This is a genomic window from Candidatus Symbiopectobacterium sp. NZEC135 (genome assembly GCF_025962695.1).
In genome coordinates, this window is sequence record NZ_JAGFPF010000028.1 from 20,246 (window position 1) to 38,350 (window position 18,105).

20 protein-coding genes are annotated in these 18,105 nt (G+C 57.3%); 13 read left to right on the plus strand and 7 right to left on the minus strand.

The window, feature by feature from the left end:
* The first annotated feature begins 5 nt into the window (after positions 1–5).
* The 12 genes from J5224_RS14420 to ccmI all read left to right on the plus strand — a co-directional run bounded on the left by J5224_RS14420 (position 6) and on the right by ccmI (position 9,819).
* Positions 6–1,880 (plus strand): heme lyase CcmF/NrfE family subunit, encoded by a 1,875-nt coding sequence (locus J5224_RS14420; RefSeq protein WP_264626030.1) that lies wholly within the window; start codon positions 6–8, stop codon positions 1,878–1,880.
* The gene (gene nrfF, locus J5224_RS14425) at positions 1,873–2,271 is read left to right on the plus strand and encodes a heme lyase NrfEFG subunit NrfF (protein WP_264626031.1); all 399 of its coding nucleotides are present in this window, start codon (positions 1,873–1,875) and stop codon (positions 2,269–2,271) included. The genes J5224_RS14420 and nrfF overlap by 8 nt, the downstream gene beginning before the upstream one ends.
* Positions 2,268–3,086 carry a heme lyase NrfEFG subunit NrfG gene (nrfG, locus tag J5224_RS14430; protein WP_264626032.1) on the plus strand — a complete coding sequence of 273 codons (819 nt, stop codon included), beginning with the start codon at positions 2,268–2,270 and terminating at the stop codon, positions 3,084–3,086. Before nrfF ends, nrfG begins: the two co-directional genes overlap by 4 nt.
* Before the next feature lie 137 nt (positions 3,087–3,223).
* Positions 3,224–3,844, plus strand: a complete 621-nt coding sequence (gene ccmA, locus J5224_RS14435) for a cytochrome c biogenesis heme-transporting ATPase CcmA (protein ID WP_264626033.1) — start codon at positions 3,224–3,226, stop codon at positions 3,842–3,844.
* Positions 3,844–4,500, plus strand: a complete 657-nt coding sequence (ccmB, locus tag J5224_RS14440; protein ID WP_264626034.1) for a heme exporter protein CcmB — start codon at positions 3,844–3,846, stop codon at positions 4,498–4,500. The genes ccmA and ccmB overlap by 1 nt, the downstream gene beginning before the upstream one ends.
* 63 nt (positions 4,501–4,563) lie before the next feature.
* Positions 4,564–5,304 (plus strand): heme ABC transporter permease, encoded by a 741-nt coding sequence (locus J5224_RS14445; RefSeq protein WP_264626035.1) that lies wholly within the window; start codon positions 4,564–4,566, stop codon positions 5,302–5,304.
* Positions 5,301–5,519: a heme exporter protein CcmD gene (gene ccmD, locus J5224_RS14450; RefSeq protein WP_264626036.1), complete on the plus strand. Its 219-nt coding sequence runs from the start codon at positions 5,301–5,303 to the stop codon at positions 5,517–5,519. Before J5224_RS14445 ends, ccmD begins: the two co-directional genes overlap by 4 nt.
* On the plus strand, positions 5,516–6,001 hold the full coding sequence (gene ccmE / locus J5224_RS14455) for a cytochrome c maturation protein CcmE (protein ID WP_264626037.1): 486 nt from the start codon (positions 5,516–5,518) through the stop codon (positions 5,999–6,001). Before ccmD ends, ccmE begins: the two co-directional genes overlap by 4 nt.
* The gene (locus J5224_RS14460) at positions 5,998–7,953 is read left to right on the plus strand and encodes a heme lyase CcmF/NrfE family subunit (protein ID WP_264626038.1); all 1,956 of its coding nucleotides are present in this window, start codon (positions 5,998–6,000) and stop codon (positions 7,951–7,953) included. Before ccmE ends, J5224_RS14460 begins: the two co-directional genes overlap by 4 nt.
* Positions 7,950–8,507, plus strand: coding sequence for a DsbE family thiol:disulfide interchange protein (locus tag J5224_RS14465; protein WP_264626039.1), 558 nt, complete (start codon positions 7,950–7,952; stop codon positions 8,505–8,507). The genes J5224_RS14460 and J5224_RS14465 overlap by 4 nt, the downstream gene beginning before the upstream one ends.
* A complete protein-coding gene (locus J5224_RS14470) occupies positions 8,504–8,965 on the plus strand; it encodes a cytochrome c-type biogenesis protein CcmH (RefSeq protein WP_264626040.1) in 462 nt (153 codons plus the stop codon). The genes J5224_RS14465 and J5224_RS14470 overlap by 4 nt, the downstream gene beginning before the upstream one ends.
* Positions 8,962–9,819 (plus strand): c-type cytochrome biogenesis protein CcmI, encoded by an 858-nt coding sequence (gene ccmI / locus J5224_RS14475; protein ID WP_264626041.1) that lies wholly within the window; start codon positions 8,962–8,964, stop codon positions 9,817–9,819. The genes J5224_RS14470 and ccmI overlap by 4 nt, the downstream gene beginning before the upstream one ends.
* A gap of 423 nt (positions 9,820–10,242) precedes the next feature.
* Here ccmI and napC read toward each other — a convergent pair whose 3' ends face one another.
* From napC to napF, 7 genes are read right to left on the minus strand one after another with little or no spacing between them, the layout of a single operon-like run.
* A complete protein-coding gene (napC, locus tag J5224_RS14480; protein ID WP_264626042.1) occupies positions 10,243–10,842 on the minus strand; it encodes a cytochrome c-type protein NapC in 600 nt (199 codons plus the stop codon).
* Positions 10,843–10,850: 8 nt separating this feature from the next.
* Positions 10,851–11,297 carry a nitrate reductase cytochrome c-type subunit gene (gene napB, locus J5224_RS14485; protein WP_264626043.1) on the minus strand — a complete coding sequence of 149 codons (447 nt, stop codon included), beginning with the start codon at positions 11,295–11,297 and terminating at the stop codon, positions 10,851–10,853.
* Positions 11,294–12,157, minus strand: coding sequence for a quinol dehydrogenase ferredoxin subunit NapH (napH, locus tag J5224_RS14490; protein WP_264626044.1), 864 nt, complete (start codon positions 12,155–12,157; stop codon positions 11,294–11,296). Before napH ends, napB begins: the two co-directional genes overlap by 4 nt.
* The gene (napG, locus tag J5224_RS14495; protein WP_264626045.1) at positions 12,144–12,836 is read right to left on the minus strand and encodes a ferredoxin-type protein NapG; all 693 of its coding nucleotides are present in this window, start codon (positions 12,834–12,836) and stop codon (positions 12,144–12,146) included. Before napG ends, napH begins: the two co-directional genes overlap by 14 nt.
* A gap of 5 nt (positions 12,837–12,841) precedes the next feature.
* Positions 12,842–15,328 carry a nitrate reductase catalytic subunit NapA gene (gene napA / locus J5224_RS14500; protein WP_264626046.1) on the minus strand — a complete coding sequence of 829 codons (2,487 nt, stop codon included), beginning with the start codon at positions 15,326–15,328 and terminating at the stop codon, positions 12,842–12,844.
* Positions 15,325–15,594 carry a chaperone NapD gene (napD, locus tag J5224_RS14505; RefSeq protein ID WP_264626047.1) on the minus strand — a complete coding sequence of 90 codons (270 nt, stop codon included), beginning with the start codon at positions 15,592–15,594 and terminating at the stop codon, positions 15,325–15,327. The genes napA and napD overlap by 4 nt, the downstream gene beginning before the upstream one ends.
* Positions 15,591–16,124 (minus strand): ferredoxin-type protein NapF, encoded by a 534-nt coding sequence (gene napF / locus J5224_RS14510; RefSeq protein WP_264626048.1) that lies wholly within the window; start codon positions 16,122–16,124, stop codon positions 15,591–15,593. Before napF ends, napD begins: the two co-directional genes overlap by 4 nt.
* Positions 16,125–16,375: 251 nt before the next feature.
* Here napF and narQ point away from each other — a divergent pair, with 251 nt between their 5' ends.
* On the plus strand, positions 16,376–18,094 hold the full coding sequence (narQ, locus tag J5224_RS14515; RefSeq protein WP_264626067.1) for a nitrate/nitrite two-component system sensor histidine kinase NarQ: 1,719 nt from the start codon (positions 16,376–16,378) through the stop codon (positions 18,092–18,094).
* Positions 18,095–18,105: the final 11 nt, after the last annotated feature.

An 18,105-nucleotide genomic window follows, 5' to 3' on the forward strand; every position in this document is an offset into this window, starting at 1 on the left:
TGTTGATGTTGTTATTGCCAGAGTTTGGCTATGTTGCGTTGTTGCTTGCAAGCGCCGTGGGTGTGGCGACGGCGCTGCTTACCGCAATAGGCTGCTATCACCATTGGCACAGGGTGTATCGACTGGCTCGCTGTTGGACAGGGGTGCAGTTTGCTTTGGTGCTGTTCGCCTTTGCCATACTGACATTGAGCTTCATGCTGAATGATTTCTCGGTTAATTATGTCGCACAGCACGGGCACCGCGATTTACCGTTTGGGCTAAAAATCGCCGCCGTGTGGGGGGGGCATGAAGGTTCACTGCTGTTGTGGCTGCTCTGTGTATCAGGATGGAGCGCTTTGTTTGCCTTTCGTTATCGCCACGCGCAGGGTGACCTGTTCCCGCTGACGTTAGCGGTGCTGGCCGCCATCACCAGTGCACTGCTGATTTTTATCGTGTGTTTTTCCGACCCCTTTACTCGCCTGCTGCCGCCTGCGGTGGCGGGTCGCGATCTTAATCCGATGCTGCAACATATCGGCCTGATTCTGCATCCGCCGCTGCTCTATCTGGGCTATGGCGGACTGACGGTAAGCGCCGCGCTGGCGCTGGCGGCGCTGCTCAACGGAGAGTTTGATGCCCGCGCAGCCTGGGTGTGCTGGCGCTGGGCGCTGCCGGCCTGGTGTGCGTTAACGCTGGGCATCATGCTGGGGTCGTGGTGGGCGTATAACGAACTGGGGTGGGGCGGCTGGTGGTTTTGGGACCCGGTAGAAAACGCCTCTTTGCTTCCCTGGATCACCGCCAGCGCGCTGTTGCACAGTTTATACGTGACCCGAATGCGTGGGATCTTCCGCCATTGGTCGATGATGCTGGCGATATTGACATTTATCCTCAGCCTGCTCGGTACCTTGATCGTGCGTTCAGGCATTCTGGTGTCCGTTCACGCTTTTGCGCTTGAACATGACAGAGCCGTGCCGCTGTTTATCCTGTTTGCCGCGTTAAGCATGGCCGCGCTGCTGATTTATGGCTGGCGTGCCACAACCTACCGTCCAGCGGCGCGCTTTTGCGGCTGGTCTCGGGAAATTGCTATTTTGCTGGCACTGTTGTTATTCGCGGCCGTCGCGCTGGTGGTGCTATTGGGCACGCTCTACCCGATGGTCTATGGGCTGGCAGGGTGGGGCAAAATGTCTGTGGGCGCTCCCTATTTCAATACCGTGCTACTGCCTTTCGCAGGTGTGATGCTGCTGCTGATCGGGCTGTCGGCGGGGGGGTATTGGAAACGCAGTGCGCGTTGGTCAAGGCGACGTGTTGGTAGCACGGTGGCATTAGCTGTTCTGACGATGCTGATGCTGTGGCCGCAGGGCGTAAACGTTGCACTCGGCGCTGGGCTGGTAGCGTGGATGTTGGCAGCTCAGTGGCTACAGCCGATAACGGCGCTACGCCAGCAACTTCCAGCCCTGTTGGCTCATAGCGGCGTTGCGCTGCTGGCGCTGGGGATTATCTTCTCTGCGGGCAGCAAACAGGAGATCAGCGCCAATGTCGCGCAGGGTGAACAAATTGCGTTGGGGGATTACCGTTTCCATTTTCGCCAGCTTAATTTGCTGGTCGGGCAAAATTACACCGCTGAACAAGCGGTGATTGCTATCTCTCGCGGTGACGAGCCCATCGCCACTGTCACACCGGAGCGCCGTCACTACAATGTACGCCAGCAGCAGATGATGGAGCCGGGCATCGCCTGGGGGCCGCTCCGCGAGTGGTACGCCGTGATGGGCGAAAAAACCGGTGAAAACCGCTACGCCATGCGTTTCTATGTGCAAACCGGTATTCGTTGGATTTGGGCGGGCGGCCTGCTGATGATCGGTGGTGCGCTGCTCGGGTGGCTGCGCGGGAGGCGGGCGTATGTGTAAACCTGCAATGCTGCTTTTGCTGTTACTGAGCACGGTGGCTCAGGCGCAAGTGGTGGATACCTGGGCCTTTTCCAACCCGGAACAGCGTCAAACGGCGCTGAACATCGCCGGCGAGTTACGCTGTCCGCAGTGCCAAAACCAAAGCTTGCTGGAGTCGACTTCACCCGTGGCGGTCAGTATGCGCCATGAAGTGTTCTCCATGGTCGAACAAGGGAAAACGAAATCCGACATCATGGCGTTCATGACTGAGCGCTATGGCGATTTTGTGCAGTATAACCCGCCGTTAAAAATGCATACCGGCCTGCTGTGGTTCACGCCGCTGCTGTTGCTGCTGGTTATTGTTGCCATCTTGTGGCGCGTGGTACGCCAACAAGCCAGGAAGCGGTCATGATAATCGCTGCTGCCGCTGTGCTGATGGCTATCGTCAGCGGCCTGCTGTGGCCGCTGCTTCCCGTTAAAAAAATCAAAGCAGACAACCGGTTATCCGGTTTACCCGTGCGTATTTGGCAATGGCAGTGCCGACAGGCGAAAACGCAACTCCCGGCCCGTGACGCGCAGGCGTTGAGCGAAGAACTGAAGAGGGACTTGCCCGTTGCCGAGCACGCAGCGGCGGTACAAAGGACGATGCCGATACTGCCGCTGGTTATCGCCGTTGCCGTTATCGTGGTGAGCGCATTCACCGGTTATTCTCTGAGTCACCGCACTGAAGCGCTACGGGTCGAACGCCAGCGGCTTGCCGATCCGCTGCGTGATTTTAGCGATGCGCAGCAGCAGGAAAAACAGCTTGCTGCCCTGCAACGCGCGATTCGTGCCACACCGGATAACAGCGTGCTGTGGGCCGAACTGGGGGAGTATTACCTCTATCGTAACGCCTATGACAACGCACTGCGCGCCTACCAGAGAGCGATGGCGTTGAAAGGCGAGAATGCCGAGCTTTATTCGGCATTAGCCACCGTGCTGTATTACCAGTCCGGCCAGATAATGACGCCAGCGGCGCGGCAGATGATCGATAGCGCGCTGGCGTTGGATGCCAATGAAGTGACCGCATTGATGTTGTTGGCATCGGACGCGTTCTTGCGTGCGGATTACGCGGCTGCCGTGACCCTTTGGCAGCGTTTGCTCGATAGCTACAGCCCGCGCATTAACCGGGTTCAACTGATAGAAGCCATTAACACGGCAAGGCTGTTGCAGCAGAGCCAACAATAAACACGCTACTGCCCCCAATCGCCGGTTTTATTGATCTCGATAAAACAGATTAACTCTTTATGAGTAGGCCGCTGACGGGGGGAAACAAGGGCGTCATGGTATGCTAAAACCTCAATAAGGTAAGGAGTTAACGCCTGATGCTCGACGTGCGCGATGTGGTCTGCATTCGTGATGAACATGTGTTGTTTAGCGCCTTATCGTTCACGGCCAGTGCGGGGGACATGGTGCAGATTGCCGGTGCGAATGGCGTTGGAAAAACCTCATTATTGCGCCTATTAAGCGGTCTGGCAACGCCAGGTGCGGGTGAAGTGTACTGGCAAGGACAACGCACGGATCGGGTGCGGGCGCATTTTAACCAGCAGCTTCTGTGGTTGGGGCACCAGCCGGGCATCAAGGGTGTGTTAACCGGGGAAGAGAATCTGCGTTTTTTCTATCCGCAGCACAGCCAGTCGTCTCTGTGGCAGGCGTTGGCCTCTGTTGGATTAGCCGGTTATGAAGATGTGCCGGTCGCGCGCTTGTCAGCAGGACAGCAGCGGCGCGTGGCGCTGGCGCGGTTGTGGTTGACGGATGTCCCGCTGTGGATTTTGGATGAACCGTTGACCGCGCTCGATGTTGCCGGTGTCGACATGCTGACGCAACGCATGGAACACCATGTCGCGCAGGGCGGCATCATTATCCTTACCACGCATCAGCCGCTGCGGCCGCGCGTGCAGAACATACGCTGCATCCAATTAGTACCCGATGAGGGAGACCGATAATGCGGCGACTGATGGTACGTGAACTGCGCGTCGCGTTACGCAATAACGCCGAAATCCTTAACCCGATGTGGTTTTTTCTGGTGGTGCTCATTCTGTTCCCGTTAGCCATTGGGCCTGAGCCGCAGCTGTTGCTGCGTATTGCTTCGGGCGTGGTGTGGGTTGCCGCCTTGCTGGCATCATTGCTGGCGATGGATCGCCTGTTTCGTGACGACTATCAGGATGGTTCGTTGGAACAGTTAACGCTGCTGCCTTTGCCCTTGCCGTTAGTGGTGCTGGCGAAAGTGGTGGTGCATTGGATGGTCAGTGGGTTGCCGCTGTTACTGCTTTCTCCGCTGGCCGCACTGCTGTTTGGTCTGAGTTTCCGTGAGTGGTCAGTGATGGCACTGACGCTGTTATTGAGTACGCCAACGCTCAGTTTTTTGGGCGCTATCGGTGCGGGGCTAACGGTGGGGTTGCGCCGCAGCGGTGTGCTGTTGAGTCTGCTGGTGCTGCCGCTCACCGTCCCGTTATTGATTTTTGCCACGGCCGCCATTGAGGCCGCCATGATGCAACTGCCCGTTGGTGGCTATCTGGCGATCCTCGGTGCCTTTCTGGCGGGTAGCGCAACGCTGTGTCCGTTCGCCACCGCCGCGGCGTTACGGGTCGGCCTGAATTGATTATCGATTTTCGGATTTTATCGTCCCGCAGGGATGCGGTTTACGCAAAGTGAGCACACGATTATGTTGAAAAAAAACCATCAGCATACCCCGCCAGAGCGGCTTTATCACCGCTGTGGCGCGCTTGTTCCCCTCTTTGCGCTGATCAGTGGGGTGATACTGATCGGCGGTTTGGTGTGGGGATTTGGATTTGCACCCGCAGATTACCAGCAGGGGCAAGGCTACCGTATCATGTACCTGCATGTGCCTGCTGCCGTCTGGTCCATGGGGGTGTATGCCACCATGGCCATTTTTGCCGTGTGGGCGTTGAGTAAACGCTCGCAAACGGCGGAGCTGGCGATCGCGGCGATGGCACCCGTCGGCGCGGTGTTCACCTTTATTGCGCTGACCACCGGCTCTACCTGGGGGAAACCGATGTGGGGCACCTGGTGGGTCTGGGATGCGCGTCTGACGTCTGAGTTGGTGTTGCTGTTTATCTATATTGGCGTGATTGCGCTCTATAACGCGTTTGACGATCGTCGGCTGGCCGGGCGTGCCATGGCTATCATGGTGCTGGTTGGCGTGGTGAACCTGCCAATCATCCATTTTTCCGTGGAGTGGTGGAACACCCTGCATCAGGGGTCAACGAAAATGCAAAAAACCATCGACCCTGCGATGCGTCTTCCACTGCGACTGATGATGTTAGGGTTTATGAGCCTGTTTGTGACGTTGTCATTGATGCGCTTACGTAACCTGATCCTGATGCAACAGCGCCGTTCTTCCTGGGTGGCTGCGCTGGTTAACCCAAAAGGAGCCGCACGATGAATATCGCCTTTACCAGTTGGCAAGCGTTCTTTGCAATGGGCGGTTACGCCTTTTATGTCTGGTTAGCCGCAGCGCTAACGCTGCTGCCGCTTTGTGCCCTGCTAGGGCACACCCTGTGGTGCCGTCGCGTATTGTTGCGGGATATTGGGCGTCAGCAGGCGCGTGAACAGCGTAAGCATCAGGCACGCCAGAATACCGGGGAGGTGATGCCGTGAGTGTAGCGCGCAAAACCCGACTTTATGCCATAGCGGCCGTTGTTTGCGGGCTGGCGCTGACGATTGGTCTGACGCTTTATGCGTTACGCTCGAATATCGATCTCTTCTATACCCCCAGCGAAATCCTGTACGGAAAAAATGAGACGCAGGAAATACCGGTTATCGGGCAACGTTTACGCGTGGGCGGCATGGTGATGCCGGGCAGCGTGCGGCGTGATAGCCAAAACCTGAACGTGCATTTTACCGTGTATGACGCACAGGGCTCGGTAGAAGTGACCTATCAAGGCATCTTGCCGGACCTGTTCCGCGAAGGGCAAGGTGTGGTGGCGCAAGGGGTGTTGGAATCTGAAAATCGCATTGCGGCAAAAGAAGTGCTGGCGCGGCATGATGAAAAATACACGCCGCCGGAAGTGAAAGCGGCCATGGACGGACAACATCAACACCAGCCAGCGCCTGCGGCTAAAGAGGGTGCCCGCTTATGATGCCGGAGGTCGGGAATTATCTGCTCTGTCTGGCGCTGGGCGTGGCGTTATTGCTCAGTATTTATCCGCTGTGGGGGGCCACGCGTCAGGATGCACGCTTGATGGCGCTGGCTCGTCCGCTGGCCTGTGCGCTATTTGCCTTGGTGTTGGCATCGTTCCTGCTGCTGGTCTACGCGCTGGTCATTAACGATTTCACCGTGCTGTACGTCGTGAACAACTCGAACCGCGCATTGCCCGTGTGGTATCGGGTCGCCGCGGCCTGGGGAGCGCATGAAGGCTCGCTCCTGCTCTGGGTGCTCCTGATGAGTGGCTGGACGTTCGCCGTTGCCGTGCTGAGCCGCAGTATGTCGAGCGATGCCGTGGCGCGCGTGCTGGCGGTGATGGGGATGATTAACGCCGGCTTTTTACTGTTCATCGTACTGACGTCGAACCCGTTTACCCGCACACTGCCAGATTACCCGATTGAAGGGCGCGACTTGAATCCGTTGCTACAGGACATTGGTTTAATCTTCCATCCGCCGCTGCTTTACATGGGGTATGTCGGGTTTTCGGTGGCGTTTGCCTTTGCGGTGGCGTCGCTGCTGGCGGGACGTTTGGACAGCGCCTGGGCGCGCTGGTCACGCCCGTGGACGCAGGCAGCCTGGTCATTCTTGACGTTGGGGATCGTGCTGGGTTCTGGTTGGGCCTACTATGAGTTAGGCTGGGGCGGCTGGTGGTTTTGGGATCCGGTAGAGAATGCGTCGCTGATGCCGTGGCTGGTGGGGACGGCGCTGATGCACTCACTGTCAGTCACCGAAAAACGCGGCAGCTTTAAAGCCTGGACGGTGCTGTTAGCCATCGGCGCGTTCTCGCTCTGCCTGCTCGGCACTTTCCTGGTACGGTCGGGCGTGTTGGTCTCGGTGCACGCGTTTGCGTCTGACCCCTCGCGCGGGATGTTTATCCTGGGATTTCTGGTGATGGTGATTGGTGGTTCGCTGCTGCTGTTTGCTATCAAAGGTAACCGGGTGCGTTCTCGGGTCACCCACTCACTGTGGTCGCGTGAAACCTTCCTGCTGGGTAATAACCTGATTCTGGTCGCGGCAACGTTGGTGGTGCTATTGGGTACGCTGTTACCGTTGGTGCACAAGCAGCTCGGGCTCGGCAGTATTTCGATTGGTGCGCCGTTCTTCAACATCATGTTTACCGTGCTGATGGCCCCGTTTGCCCTGTTGTTGGGGGTAGGGCCGCTGGTACGTTGGCGGCGCGATGAGCCACAAAAATTGCGCAAACTGCTGCTGATTGCCATGGGGGTGACGGCACTGCTGTCACTGCTGCTGCCCTGGCTATTGCAAGACACCCTTATTGCCATGACGGTAGTTGGGTTGTCGATGGCGCTCTGGGTGTTCTTCCTGACGTTTTACGAACTGCACAGCAATGCAACCCGGCGTCACGGTCTGCTGCGTGGATTAACCTCGCTGTCCCGTAGCCAATGGGGAATGACCCTCGCTCATCTTGGCGTTGCGGTCACTGTGGTGGGCATCGCATTCAGCCAAAATTACAGCGTTGAGCGGGATGTACGCATGAAGGCGGGTGACAGTGCGCTTATCCATGATTACCGCTTTACCTTTGAAGGTGTGCGCGATGTGGCTGGCCCCAACTGGCACAGCGCCAAAGGAACCATTGTTATCACCCGCAATGACAAACATGAAGCGACGCTGAAAGCGGAAAAGCGCTTCTACACCACCAGCGGCATGATCATGACGGAAGCGGCGATTGACGCGGGCATCACCCGCGATCTCTACGCCGCGCTGGGGGAAGAGCTGGATGACGGCAGTTGGGCGGTACGGCTCTATTACAAACCCTTTATGCGCTGGATCTGGTACGGCGGTGGGTTGATGGCGTTGGGCGGTATCCTGTGCATGTTCGATCCGCGTTATCGCCTGCGCCGCGCCGTTCGGGAGAGTCAATCATGAGCCGTAGAGTGTTGTTTATTCCGTTGGCGCTGTTTTTACTGCTGGCCGTGGCGCTGCTGTGGCAACTGGTGCGCAACAGCGACGGTGACGATCCGATGCGGCTTGAATCTGCACTGATCGGCAAACCCATCCCGGCATTCCGTCTTGAATCTCTGGATGTGCCGGGAAAAGTCTACCAGCAATCTGAACTGCAAGATGGAAAGCCGCTGCTGCTCAACGTCTGGGCGACATGGTGCCCAACCTGCCGGGCGGAGCACCGCTTCCTGAATATGCTGGCGGCGCAGGGCGTGCGCATTGTGGGGATGAACTACAAGGACGATCGCGCCAAAGCGGTTGACTGGCTCAAAGAGCTGGGCAACCCGTATGCCATGAGCCTGTTTGATGGCAACGGCATGTTGGGGCTGGATCTTGGCGTGTACGGTGCGCCGGAAACCTTTCTGATCGATGGCCGTGGCATTATTCGCTACCGTCATGCCGGCGACCTTAACATGCAGGTGTGGCAGGAGACGCTCAAGCCGCTGTGGGAAAAATACAGTCGTGAGGGGGGCGCATGAGACTGATCGCTATGTTAGGCGCTCTGCTGCTGTCGTTTGGCGTACTGGCCTCCTCGGCTGACGCATGGCATTTTGACAACGAGGCGCAAGAACAACAGTTTCGTGAATTAACCACGCAATTGCGCTGCCCCAAATGCCAAAACAACAGCATTGCCGACTCGAATTCGATGATTGCCTCGGATATGCGGCAAAAAGTGTATGAGCTGATGCAGCAGGGGCAGAGCAAACAGCAGGTGGTTGACTACATGGTGAACCGCTATGGCTATTTTGTGACGTATGAACCGCCGTTAACGCCATTCACGGTTTTACTGTGGCTGCTGCCTGCGCTCTTTCTGGTTGCGGGCATCTGGATGATTGTGCGGCGCGCGCGTCGCACCACGCGCACCGATCCGCCGATGAGTGAACAAGAGAAAAAACGGCTGCAAGCGTTGTTAGGACGCACGGAGAAACGACCATGATGTTACTGACAACCGTGATTATTGTATCCTTGGCCGGGCTGGTGGCATTGCTGTTCGCGCCGTGGTCTTCGAAAAGCGACTACTCACGTGACGCGATAAATCAGGCACTGTATCACGACCGACTGCGTGAAATTGACGCGGACATTGCCAATGAAGGCCAGCGCACGCAATTGGTAGAAGACCTGCAACATACGCTGTTGCAGGACATTCCCGGTAGCGCTGGCGTGTCGCAGCGTCCGCTGAACCGCTGGGTATTGCTGCCCGGCATCGTGCTGTTGGCGGCGGTGAGCCTGAGTGTGTTTTGGCACACTGCTGCGATCAACCGGGTACAGGAGTGGCAGCAGGTGGTGGCATTGACCCCCGACCTGTTAAAACGCGCGCTCGACCCGCAGGCGGAGCCGCTGACCATTGAAGAGGTCGCCCGCCTCGGCCTGGGGCTGCGCAGCCAGTTGGAAGCACAGCCGGATAATGCACAGGACTGGTGGTTACTGGGGCGGATTGCCGGTCTGCTCAACAACTACGATATGTCCGTGCAGGCCTATGCCAACGCCTATCGACGCGATCCTCACAATAGCGAGTTGGCGTTGGATTATGCGGATATCCTGTCGCGCTCTACCAATCCGCGCGACAGCGAGCGTGGCGGTGAAATGCTCCGTGAATTGCTGCAAGCGGGTTCCGCCAATGTGCGCGCCTTGAGCCTGTTGGCGTTCAATGCCTATGAGGGGCAGCGTTATCAGGAAGCCATCGATGCCTGGAAAGGGATGTTGCGCGTGTTGCCGCCAAACGATACGCGTCGTGGGGTGATTGAGCGTAGCATTCAGCAGGCGGAAGCCGCGTTAGCGGCGGCTCCGTAGCGTCCGTAACGCCGGTTGTTGTTGGTACCGTGTATTTTTGTCTCTACCGTTAGGGTTTCGTGCGCGTTAACCCCTATCCTTATTTGCAACGCGTGTCGCACGCGCCCGACACGGGGTGTTCAAATGCCATCACCCCGTGGCCCCTGGCTGTTCGCTGGGAATCGCGCAGCTACGCGGTGCCTTCGGCGTTCGTGCCCGCGATTCGGACCGTCTGCGACGTGCTCCCTGCACGGCGCAGACTTTCGCGGCATCCATGCCGCTCATCCGGCGAGCACGCTCACCTCAGCGCTATTCTTTATGCGATACAAAAAATCAAAACATTAAAACCAAATAGTTCTGATGTGCTGTTGGGGGATTATCTGGCATTGCGATGGGAATCGGGAATTGGGACGGTTTTAGCCGTCCCACCAGGCTTAGAAGGGGTCAGAACTCGTTTTTGATACCGTGCATATCCGGTAGCTGATGCGCGATGCCTTTATGGCAATCAATGCAGGTTTGGCCGGTTTTAATCGCTTCGGTATGTTTCTCCATCGCCACCGTTTTTTGCCCTGAGTAGTCCATATAGTCAAAATTGTGGCAGTTGCGGCACTCCTGCGAGTTGTTGTTTTTCATCCGTCGCCACTCGTTTTGCGCCATCGTCAGCCGGTGTGCTTCAAACTTTTGCGGCGTATCAATGGTGCCCATGATCTTACCGTAAAGCTCTTTGCTGGCCTGAATTTTACGCACCATCTTAGGCACAAACTCATGGGGAACGTGGCAGTCCGGGCAGGTGGCGCGCACCCCACTGCGGTTGTTGTAGTGGGCGGTGGTCATGTATTCCTGATAAACGGTATTGTTCATCTCATGGCAACTGATACAAAACGCCTCGCTGTTGCTGTTTTCCATGCTTTTCTGAAAGGTCGCCAGAAAGAAAATACCGCCAGCAAAACCGGCAATCAACAGCGTCCCTAATGCCAGGCGACTCGGTCGACGCCACCACTGCCACACGCGGCGTAGCCATCCCGCTTTTTCAGGTTGTTTCATTGAAAACCTCACTGTCCAAAACCTTTAGAAGGGGTGAAGGTGTTGCCGGTAATCGGGGTGGCATCCGTCTGCGGCACGTGGCATTGCAGACAGAAGTAACGCGCAGGTGCGACATTGCCCAGCGTCTTGCCGTCACGATCCACAAAGTGGGTCGGGCTGACGCGCGGTGCATTGGTGGTGCGGTAGTTTTCTACGCTGTGGCATTGCAAACAGCGGTTAAATGTTGGCGTTACCTGATAGCCATCGACGCTGTGCGGGATCATCGGAGGTTGGTTGACGTAGTTGAGCGCCATTTTTTCTTGCTGTTTGGGCATGCGCGTGTTGCCCGGTTGGGCCGTAGAAATTTCCGGTGACTGACTTAACAGATCGGCCTGCGCCGTTGCGAAGGTACTGACAATCATTGCCAGGGCGGGTATCCAGCGACACCATCCCGTTCTTAAGCTCTGGCTTTTCATGATTTTGCTCCCGATTTCCATCTAAGGGTTATTTTAAAAACGTCTTCTGCGCAGACATCAATACAGCGTCCGCAGGTTATGCAGTCCCGGTCGGTGACCTGCACCGGGCTGTGTTTATCGAGTAAGGGCGCGCGCAGCACCTGCGGTTCTGGACAGACGTGAAAGCAGTCCATGCAGCGGGTACAGCGCGCGCGCTCGGTGGCTTCCACCGCCAGTGCGCCTTTGCTACCCAGCGCGCCATACAGCGCACCCGTTGGGCAAAGGTGTCCACACCAGCCGTGTTCGACCACCAGTAAATCAAACAGGAACAGGGCGATAAGCAGCCAGATGCCTGCGCCAAAGCCGAAAATCAATCCACGGCCGGTTAATGACACTGGGTTGACCCACTCCCACAGCAATCCGCCGGTCACGGCGCTGCCGAGCAGGATCAGCCCCAGCAGCCAGTAGCGCAGGCTGCGGGATAGCGTGGCGGATGCGGTGATACCGAGACGTCGCCGCAGCCAGGCTGCCAGATCGGTCAGCGGATTGACCGGGCACACCCAGCTACAAAACAGGCGTTTGCCTGCCAGCGCATAGCCGATAGCGATAACCAGCGCGCCGACCAGCGCGAGCATGGCGGGCAGGTGACCGCTGGCGAGGCTTTGCAGCACCATCAGCGGATCGCTGAACGGCACGGTATCAAGTAACCGGCTGGCGCTGTAGTTACCGTGCAGGATCCAGACACCGAACAGCGGGCCGCTGAGAAACATCAGCAGCACCAGCGATTGTGTCAGCCGCCGCAGCACCAGCCAGCGGTGACTTCGCCACCACCCTTTCCGGATTTGTGCCTCGCGTCCGGCGTCTTGCTTACGATTTGCCATCGCGCGCCTCCAGCCAGCTAAAGCGGTAGTGATGTCCAAGTTCCCCTTTTGCCAGCGAACGCGGCAACACCTTGATCGCTGGTTGTTCCAGTACGCAGGCTTTCTCGCATTTACCGCAACCGGTACAGGTATTGCTGTGTACCGTCGGCAGGAAGCGGGCGTGTTTGCCGGTACGCGGGTTGCGTTCCGGTTCCAGCGTGATCGCACTGTCAATCAAGGGGCAGACGCGATAACAGACATCGCAACGTAACCCTTGATAATTCAGGCAGTTTTCCTGGTCCAACAGCACCGCTAACCCCATGCGGGCATCATCAATGGCGTCCAGCGGTTGCAAGGCGCTACTGGGGCAGGCCGCGACACAGGGGATGTCTTCACACATTTCGCAGGGAATATCACGCGCGGTAAAATAGGGAGTACCCGCCGCCGGACCAGAAACCAGCGTTGCCAGTTTCAACGTCTGGTACGGGCACGCCTGCACACACTGACCGCAGCGAATGCATGCACCGGAGAATGCCGCTTCAGGCACGGCACCCGGCGGGCGCAGCCGCAGCACATCGGCCTGGCTGCGCCGCTGCTGAATACCGAGCACCGCCACCGCCGCCGATAATCCGGCAACGGTTCGTGCCGCGTCGCGTAGAAAGCGACGGCGGGCAGGCGATGAATTTTCCGGGCGAGCCATCTGCGTTACACCTTAGCCAGCTTGACGGCGCACTTCTTGAAATCCGCCTCTTTTGACAACGGGTCGGTGGCGTCCAGCGTCAGGACGTTAACCAACTGAGCGGCATCGAAGAACGGCATATACACCAGACCGCGCGGCGGTTTGTTACGGCCTCGCGTCTCGACCACGGAGACGATTTCTCCCCGGCGCGAGATGATCTTCACTTTTTCACCGCGGCGCAGATTGCGCTCTTTGGCATCCAGCGGGTGGATAAACAGCACCGCCTCGGGAAAGGCGCGGTGCAGCTCTGGTACGCGGCGCGTCATGCTGCCGGTGTGCCAGTGTTCCAGAACGCGACCAGTGGAGAGCCAGAGATCGTATTCGCTGTCAGGGGCTTCCGCCGCCGGTTCATAGGGCAGGGCGAAGATCACCGCTTTGCCATCCGGTTTGCCGTAGAAGCGATATGCCTCGCCCGCTTTGACGTAAGGATCGTGCCCTTCGCTGTAACGCCACTGGGTTTCTTTGCCGTCAACTACCGGCCAGCGCATGCCGCGCACCTGATGATAGGTGTCAAACGGCGCTAAATCGTGGCCGTGGCCCCGACCAAAGGCGGCGTATTCTTCAAACAGTCCTTTCTGCAAGTAGAAACCCAGCTCGCGCGACTCATCGTTGAGCTGGTTTTCTGCCAGTTCACTGAGCGGGAAGCGTTTAACCGCATCGTTGGCGAACAGTACGTCATAGAGCGTTTTGCCGCGATAATTCGGTTTTTGCGCCAGCAGCGTTTCCGGCCACACTTCTTCTACCTTGAAGCGCTTGGCAAAGCTGACGACCTGCCACAGATCGGATTTGGCTTCACCGGGCGCTTTAACCTGCTGGCGCCAGAACTGGGTGCGGCGCTCGGCGTTGCCGTAGGCACCCTCTTTTTCTACCCACATGGCGGTAGGTAAAATCAGGTCAGCGGCTAGTGCGCTGATGGTGGGATAGGGGTCGGACACCACAATAAAGTTGCGCGGATCGCGCCAGCCGGGCATACGCTCCTCATTAATATTGGGGCCGCCCTGCATGTTGTTATTGCACATCACCCAATAGGCATTGAGCGTGCCGTCTTTCAGCGCACGGTCTTGGGCAACAGCGTGCAAACCAATCTTATCGGGGATGGTGCCAGACGGCAGTTGCCACTGTTTCTCCGTGATGTCACGGTGTTTTTCGTTGGTGACCACCATGTCTGCCGGCAGGCGATGGGCGAAGGTGCCGACTTCACGTGCGGTGCCGCAGGCGGAAGGCTGTCCCGTTAACGAGAACGGACCACAGCCCGGTTGGGAGATCTTGCCAGTCAACAGGTGGATGTTATAGACCAGATTGTTGGCCCATACGCCGCGCGTGTGCTGGTTAAAGCCCATGGTCCAGTAAGAGATCACTTTCTTGTTGGGATCGGCGTAGAGTTTTGCCAGCGCTTCCAACTGATCGGCGGGAACACCGCTGAGCGCAGCGGTTTTCTCCAACGTGTATTCCGCGACAAAGGCTTTATACGCCTCAAACGTCATCGGCTCAGAGGCGTCAGAACCGGGATTTTTCGCTGCTTTTTCCAATGGATGCGTCGGGCGCAGGCCATAGCCGATGTCCGTCGCGCCTTTGCGAATATTCACATGCTGATTAAGGAATTTCTCGTTAACCGCATTGTTCTGAATGATGTAGTTGGCGATGTAGTTGAGAATGGCGAGATCGGTTTGCGGCGTAAACACCATGCCGTTATCCGCCAGTTCGAAGCTGCGGTGTTGGTAGGTGGAGAGCACCGCGACGTTGACGTTGGGGTTGGACAGGCGGCGATCGGTGATGCGTGACCACAGGATCGGGTGCATCTCGGCCATGTTGGAGCCCCAGAGTACGAACGCATCGGTTTGCTCGATGTCATCGTAGCAGCCCATGGGTTCATCCATGCCGAAGGTGCGCATGAAGCCGACGACGGCAGAGGCCATGCAGTGACGCGCATTCGGGTCGATATTGTTGGAGCGGAACCCGGCCTTGAACAATTTGGCGGCGGCGTAGCCTTCCCAGATGGTCCACTGGCCGGAACCGAACATGCCGATACCGTTCGGGCCTTTCTCTTTCAGTGCGGTTTTGAATTTCTCCGCCATGATGTCAAATGCCTGATCCCAAGAGATGGGGGTAAATTCCCCGTCTTTGTCGAACGCGCCATCGCGCATACGCAGCAGCGGTTGGGTCACGCGGTCCTGTCCGTACATGATTTTTGGCAGGAAATAGCCTTTGATACAGTTCAGGCCGCGGTTGACCGGTGCATCAGGATCGCCCTGGCTGGCAACGATACGGCCATTTTGCGTTCCGACCAGCACGCCACATCCCACGCCGCAAAAGCGACAGGGCGCTTTATCCCAGTGGATGCTGTCCTGCTGCTCGGTCACGGCGCGGACAGCCGTCGGTATACTGATGCCTGCTACCGTTGCCGCCGCTGCGACAGCGTTAGCCTTCATAAAGTGTCGTCGACTGAGTTTCATGGTGTTTCCTCACCCTGAGGTTGTTCATCAAGCTGGTGGTAAACCAGCGAAACCGCCAGTACGCCTGCAACTTCACGTATTGACGCTATGTGTTTTAGCAGCGTGTCTTCTGAATCTGACTCCAGCACTACGGCCATTTTCCCACTCTTGTTGTCGCAGGCGGCAACCTCCACGTTAGGGAGTGCGCCCAATGTCGCCGCCACGCTCGCGGTATTTTGCGTGTGGGCGTGAACCACTAAACTGCAAACGTGCCAGACTGTGTTCATCGGTTTTCCTGTTGCGCCGTGAGACGCTCTGCGGGGGTGGGTGTAACCACCGTTTTTATTATTGATATCGCGTGGGCGGGGCACCCGGCGATACAGGCACCACAGGCAGTACAATTCGCCTCATCAAGCCGTGGTGTGGCAACGCGGCCAAGCGTTGGGCGAAACAGGATGGCTTGCGCTTCGCAACTGTCCTGACAACTGCGACATTCCACCTGCTGTTGTGCCAGACAGCGTTCGCCGATTGACAGGCCGTATTCCCAGGGTGTGGTGTGTTGCTCGGCAAACAGCGCTTGTGGGCAGGCGCTGGCACAGGCATAGCAAAACGTGCATTCACCACGCAGGAAATCGATTACCGGAAATCCCCCCGGCCCGCGTTGCACAATGCCGGTGTGGCAGGCGGCAACGCAGGCGTTGCAACGCCTGCAGCCATCGATAAAAACCGCTTCCTCCCCGATCCACGGGGGACGCAGCGTGCTGTCTGCACGCTGGCGGCCACCGCTAAACAGGAAACGACGGGAGAGATCGGTCATGGCAATACGTTGCTCCGGCAGGGGAAAATGCCCCCAGAAAAAACACTGTTTTTGTAGGGGTTACACTATTCCTCTTACCGTTTAGTGGATAATCACCCTTTAGAGGTAAATACGGATGCAGGATCAAGCTTATGCCGGATTACCACGCGGCCTGCTCGCCTGATTGATGACAGAAAGGGATAATGGTGCCAGCCGCATTTTTGATGCGCTCTGGGTGATTTATGTGATGTGAAAGGGGATTAATCGTCGTGATGGTCAAACGTCCTGTCTCTACCAGCCTTGCTCGTGCTTTCTTTTACATCGCCTTGCTGTCGTTCCTGACAACCGGTATCGCGTTGTTGACCCTGGCGAGCGGCCTGCGCGATGCCGAAGCGATCAACATCGCAGGCTCCATGCGTATGCAGAGCTATCGCATGGGCTATGACTTGCAGGGCGATCGCACCGAATTAACCCAGCACCGCCAGTTTTATGCGCAAACGCTGGATTCGCCGGTGTTTCATCTGCTGGCGCGCTGGTACGTGCCGCGTGAGGTGCACGAGCAATATACTACGCTATTGATGAACTGGACGGTGATGGACGAGCGGCTGGGCGCGGGCGATCTCGAGTGGTATCAACAGAATATTGCCCGCTATGTCACCCAGATTGACCATTTTGTACTGGCATTGCAGCACTATTCCGAGCGCAAAATGAAGATAGTGGTGGCGACATCAATGATTGGGGCTGTCACCATTTATATACTGATCTTTTTCACGCTGCGTCGCATTCGCCGTCAGGTGGTGGTGCCGCTCAGCAAGCTGATGGCGGCCTGTGCGGCGGTAGAAAAAGGCTACTTCACCCATACTCGGCTGGACACGTCGCTGCCAAACGAACTGGGGTTGCTGGCGCAAACCTTCACCCGCATGACGGATGAGCTGCACAAACTCTACCGCTCGCTCGAGGAGAAGGTTCGGCAAAAAACGCTACGCCTGCAAGAAGCGAACCGCATGTTGAAGGTGCTGTATAACTGTTCGCAGGCGCTGAATGTCAGCACGATCGACCGGCACTGTTTCCAGCGCATCTTGCAGATAGTTCACCGCTATGAAACGGTTGGCTGTCTGGAAATGTGTGTCGGTGAGAACTGGCGGCTGAGCGAAGGGAAGGAAAATGTGGGGGCGGCGTGGCAGGCATTGCCCATCCGTTTGCAAGACGTCGAATTTGGGCAACTGCGCTGGCAGGCCTCCACGCAACAGCCATCGACGCAACTGATGGAGAGCGTCGCCAACATGCTGGGGCGCGGCCTCTATTTTAATCAGGCGCAGAAGCACTACCAACAGCTGTTGCTGATGGAAGAGCGCGCCACGATTGCCCGAGAGTTGCATGACTCGTTGGCGCAGGTGCTTGCCTACTTGAATATCCAACTGACGCTGCTCAAGCGCGCGGTAGCGGAAGAAAATGTGCAGGCCAGGCACATCATCACAGATTTTGAGCAGGCGCTGAGTGATGCTTATCGTCAACTGCGCGAGCTGTTGGTGACGTTTCGTTTGACGTTGCAGCAAGCGGATTTACCGGCTGCATTACAAGAGATGATTGAACCGCTGCGTGCGCAAACCAGCGCCAACATCCAGATCGATTGCCGCATTCCGACTCAGGCGCTGGATGCGGCGCAGCAAGTGCATTTGCTGCAAATCATCCGTGAAGCGGTGTTGAACGCCATCAAGCATGCGCAGGCGACGACCATTGAGATCAGTTGCCGTACGCAACCCGATGGCGGTCACTGTGTTGATATCCGTGATGATGGACGCGGTATTGGCAGTCAGGAGGAGCCCGTGGGGCACTACGGCCTGAATATTATGCACGAACGCGCCGAGCGCTTGGGCGGCACGCTCTCTATCGGTTCCCATCCTGAGGGGGGAACGCGGGTCAGCGTGTGTTTTTCAGCGCCTGCGACCGGGCACAGCAGTAATAACAATATCAATGATAAAGAAGAATAAGATCTGTCCTT

Excerpts from the sequence above, each read along its gene's own strand:
- J5224_RS14420 (WP_264626030.1), top strand. The coding sequence starts at position 6 with ATGTTGTTATTGCCAGAGTTTGGCTATGTTGCGTTGTTGCTTGCAAGC.
- nrfF (WP_264626031.1), top strand. The coding sequence starts at position 1,873 with ATGTGTAAACCTGCAATGCTGCTTTTGCTGTTACTGAGCACGGTGGCT.
- nrfG (WP_264626032.1), top strand. The coding sequence starts at position 2,268 with ATGATAATCGCTGCTGCCGCTGTGCTGATGGCTATCGTCAGCGGCCTG.
- ccmA (WP_264626033.1), top strand. The coding sequence starts at position 3,224 with ATGCTCGACGTGCGCGATGTGGTCTGCATTCGTGATGAACATGTGTTG.
- ccmB (WP_264626034.1), top strand. The coding sequence starts at position 3,844 with ATGCGGCGACTGATGGTACGTGAACTGCGCGTCGCGTTACGCAATAAC.
- J5224_RS14445 (WP_264626035.1), top strand. The coding sequence starts at position 4,564 with ATGTTGAAAAAAAACCATCAGCATACCCCGCCAGAGCGGCTTTATCAC.
- ccmD (WP_264626036.1), top strand. The coding sequence starts at position 5,301 with ATGAATATCGCCTTTACCAGTTGGCAAGCGTTCTTTGCAATGGGCGGT.
- J5224_RS14460 (WP_264626038.1), top strand. The coding sequence starts at position 5,998 with ATGATGCCGGAGGTCGGGAATTATCTGCTCTGTCTGGCGCTGGGCGTG.
- J5224_RS14465 (WP_264626039.1), top strand. The coding sequence starts at position 7,950 with ATGAGCCGTAGAGTGTTGTTTATTCCGTTGGCGCTGTTTTTACTGCTG.
- J5224_RS14470 (WP_264626040.1), top strand. The coding sequence starts at position 8,504 with ATGAGACTGATCGCTATGTTAGGCGCTCTGCTGCTGTCGTTTGGCGTA.
- ccmI (WP_264626041.1), top strand. The coding sequence starts at position 8,962 with ATGATGTTACTGACAACCGTGATTATTGTATCCTTGGCCGGGCTGGTG.
- napC (WP_264626042.1), bottom strand. The coding sequence starts at position 10,842 with ATGAAACAACCTGAAAAAGCGGGATGGCTACGCCGCGTGTGGCAGTGG.
- napB (WP_264626043.1), bottom strand. The coding sequence starts at position 11,297 with ATGAAAAGCCAGAGCTTAAGAACGGGATGGTGTCGCTGGATACCCGCC.
- napH (WP_264626044.1), bottom strand. The coding sequence starts at position 12,157 with ATGGCAAATCGTAAGCAAGACGCCGGACGCGAGGCACAAATCCGGAAA.
- napG (WP_264626045.1), bottom strand. The coding sequence starts at position 12,836 with ATGGCTCGCCCGGAAAATTCATCGCCTGCCCGCCGTCGCTTTCTACGC.
- napA (WP_264626046.1), bottom strand. The coding sequence starts at position 15,328 with ATGAAACTCAGTCGACGACACTTTATGAAGGCTAACGCTGTCGCAGCG.
- napD (WP_264626047.1), bottom strand. The coding sequence starts at position 15,594 with ATGAACACAGTCTGGCACGTTTGCAGTTTAGTGGTTCACGCCCACACG.
- napF (WP_264626048.1), bottom strand. The coding sequence starts at position 16,124 with ATGACCGATCTCTCCCGTCGTTTCCTGTTTAGCGGTGGCCGCCAGCGT.
- narQ (WP_264626067.1), top strand. The coding sequence starts at position 16,376 with ATGGTCAAACGTCCTGTCTCTACCAGCCTTGCTCGTGCTTTCTTTTAC.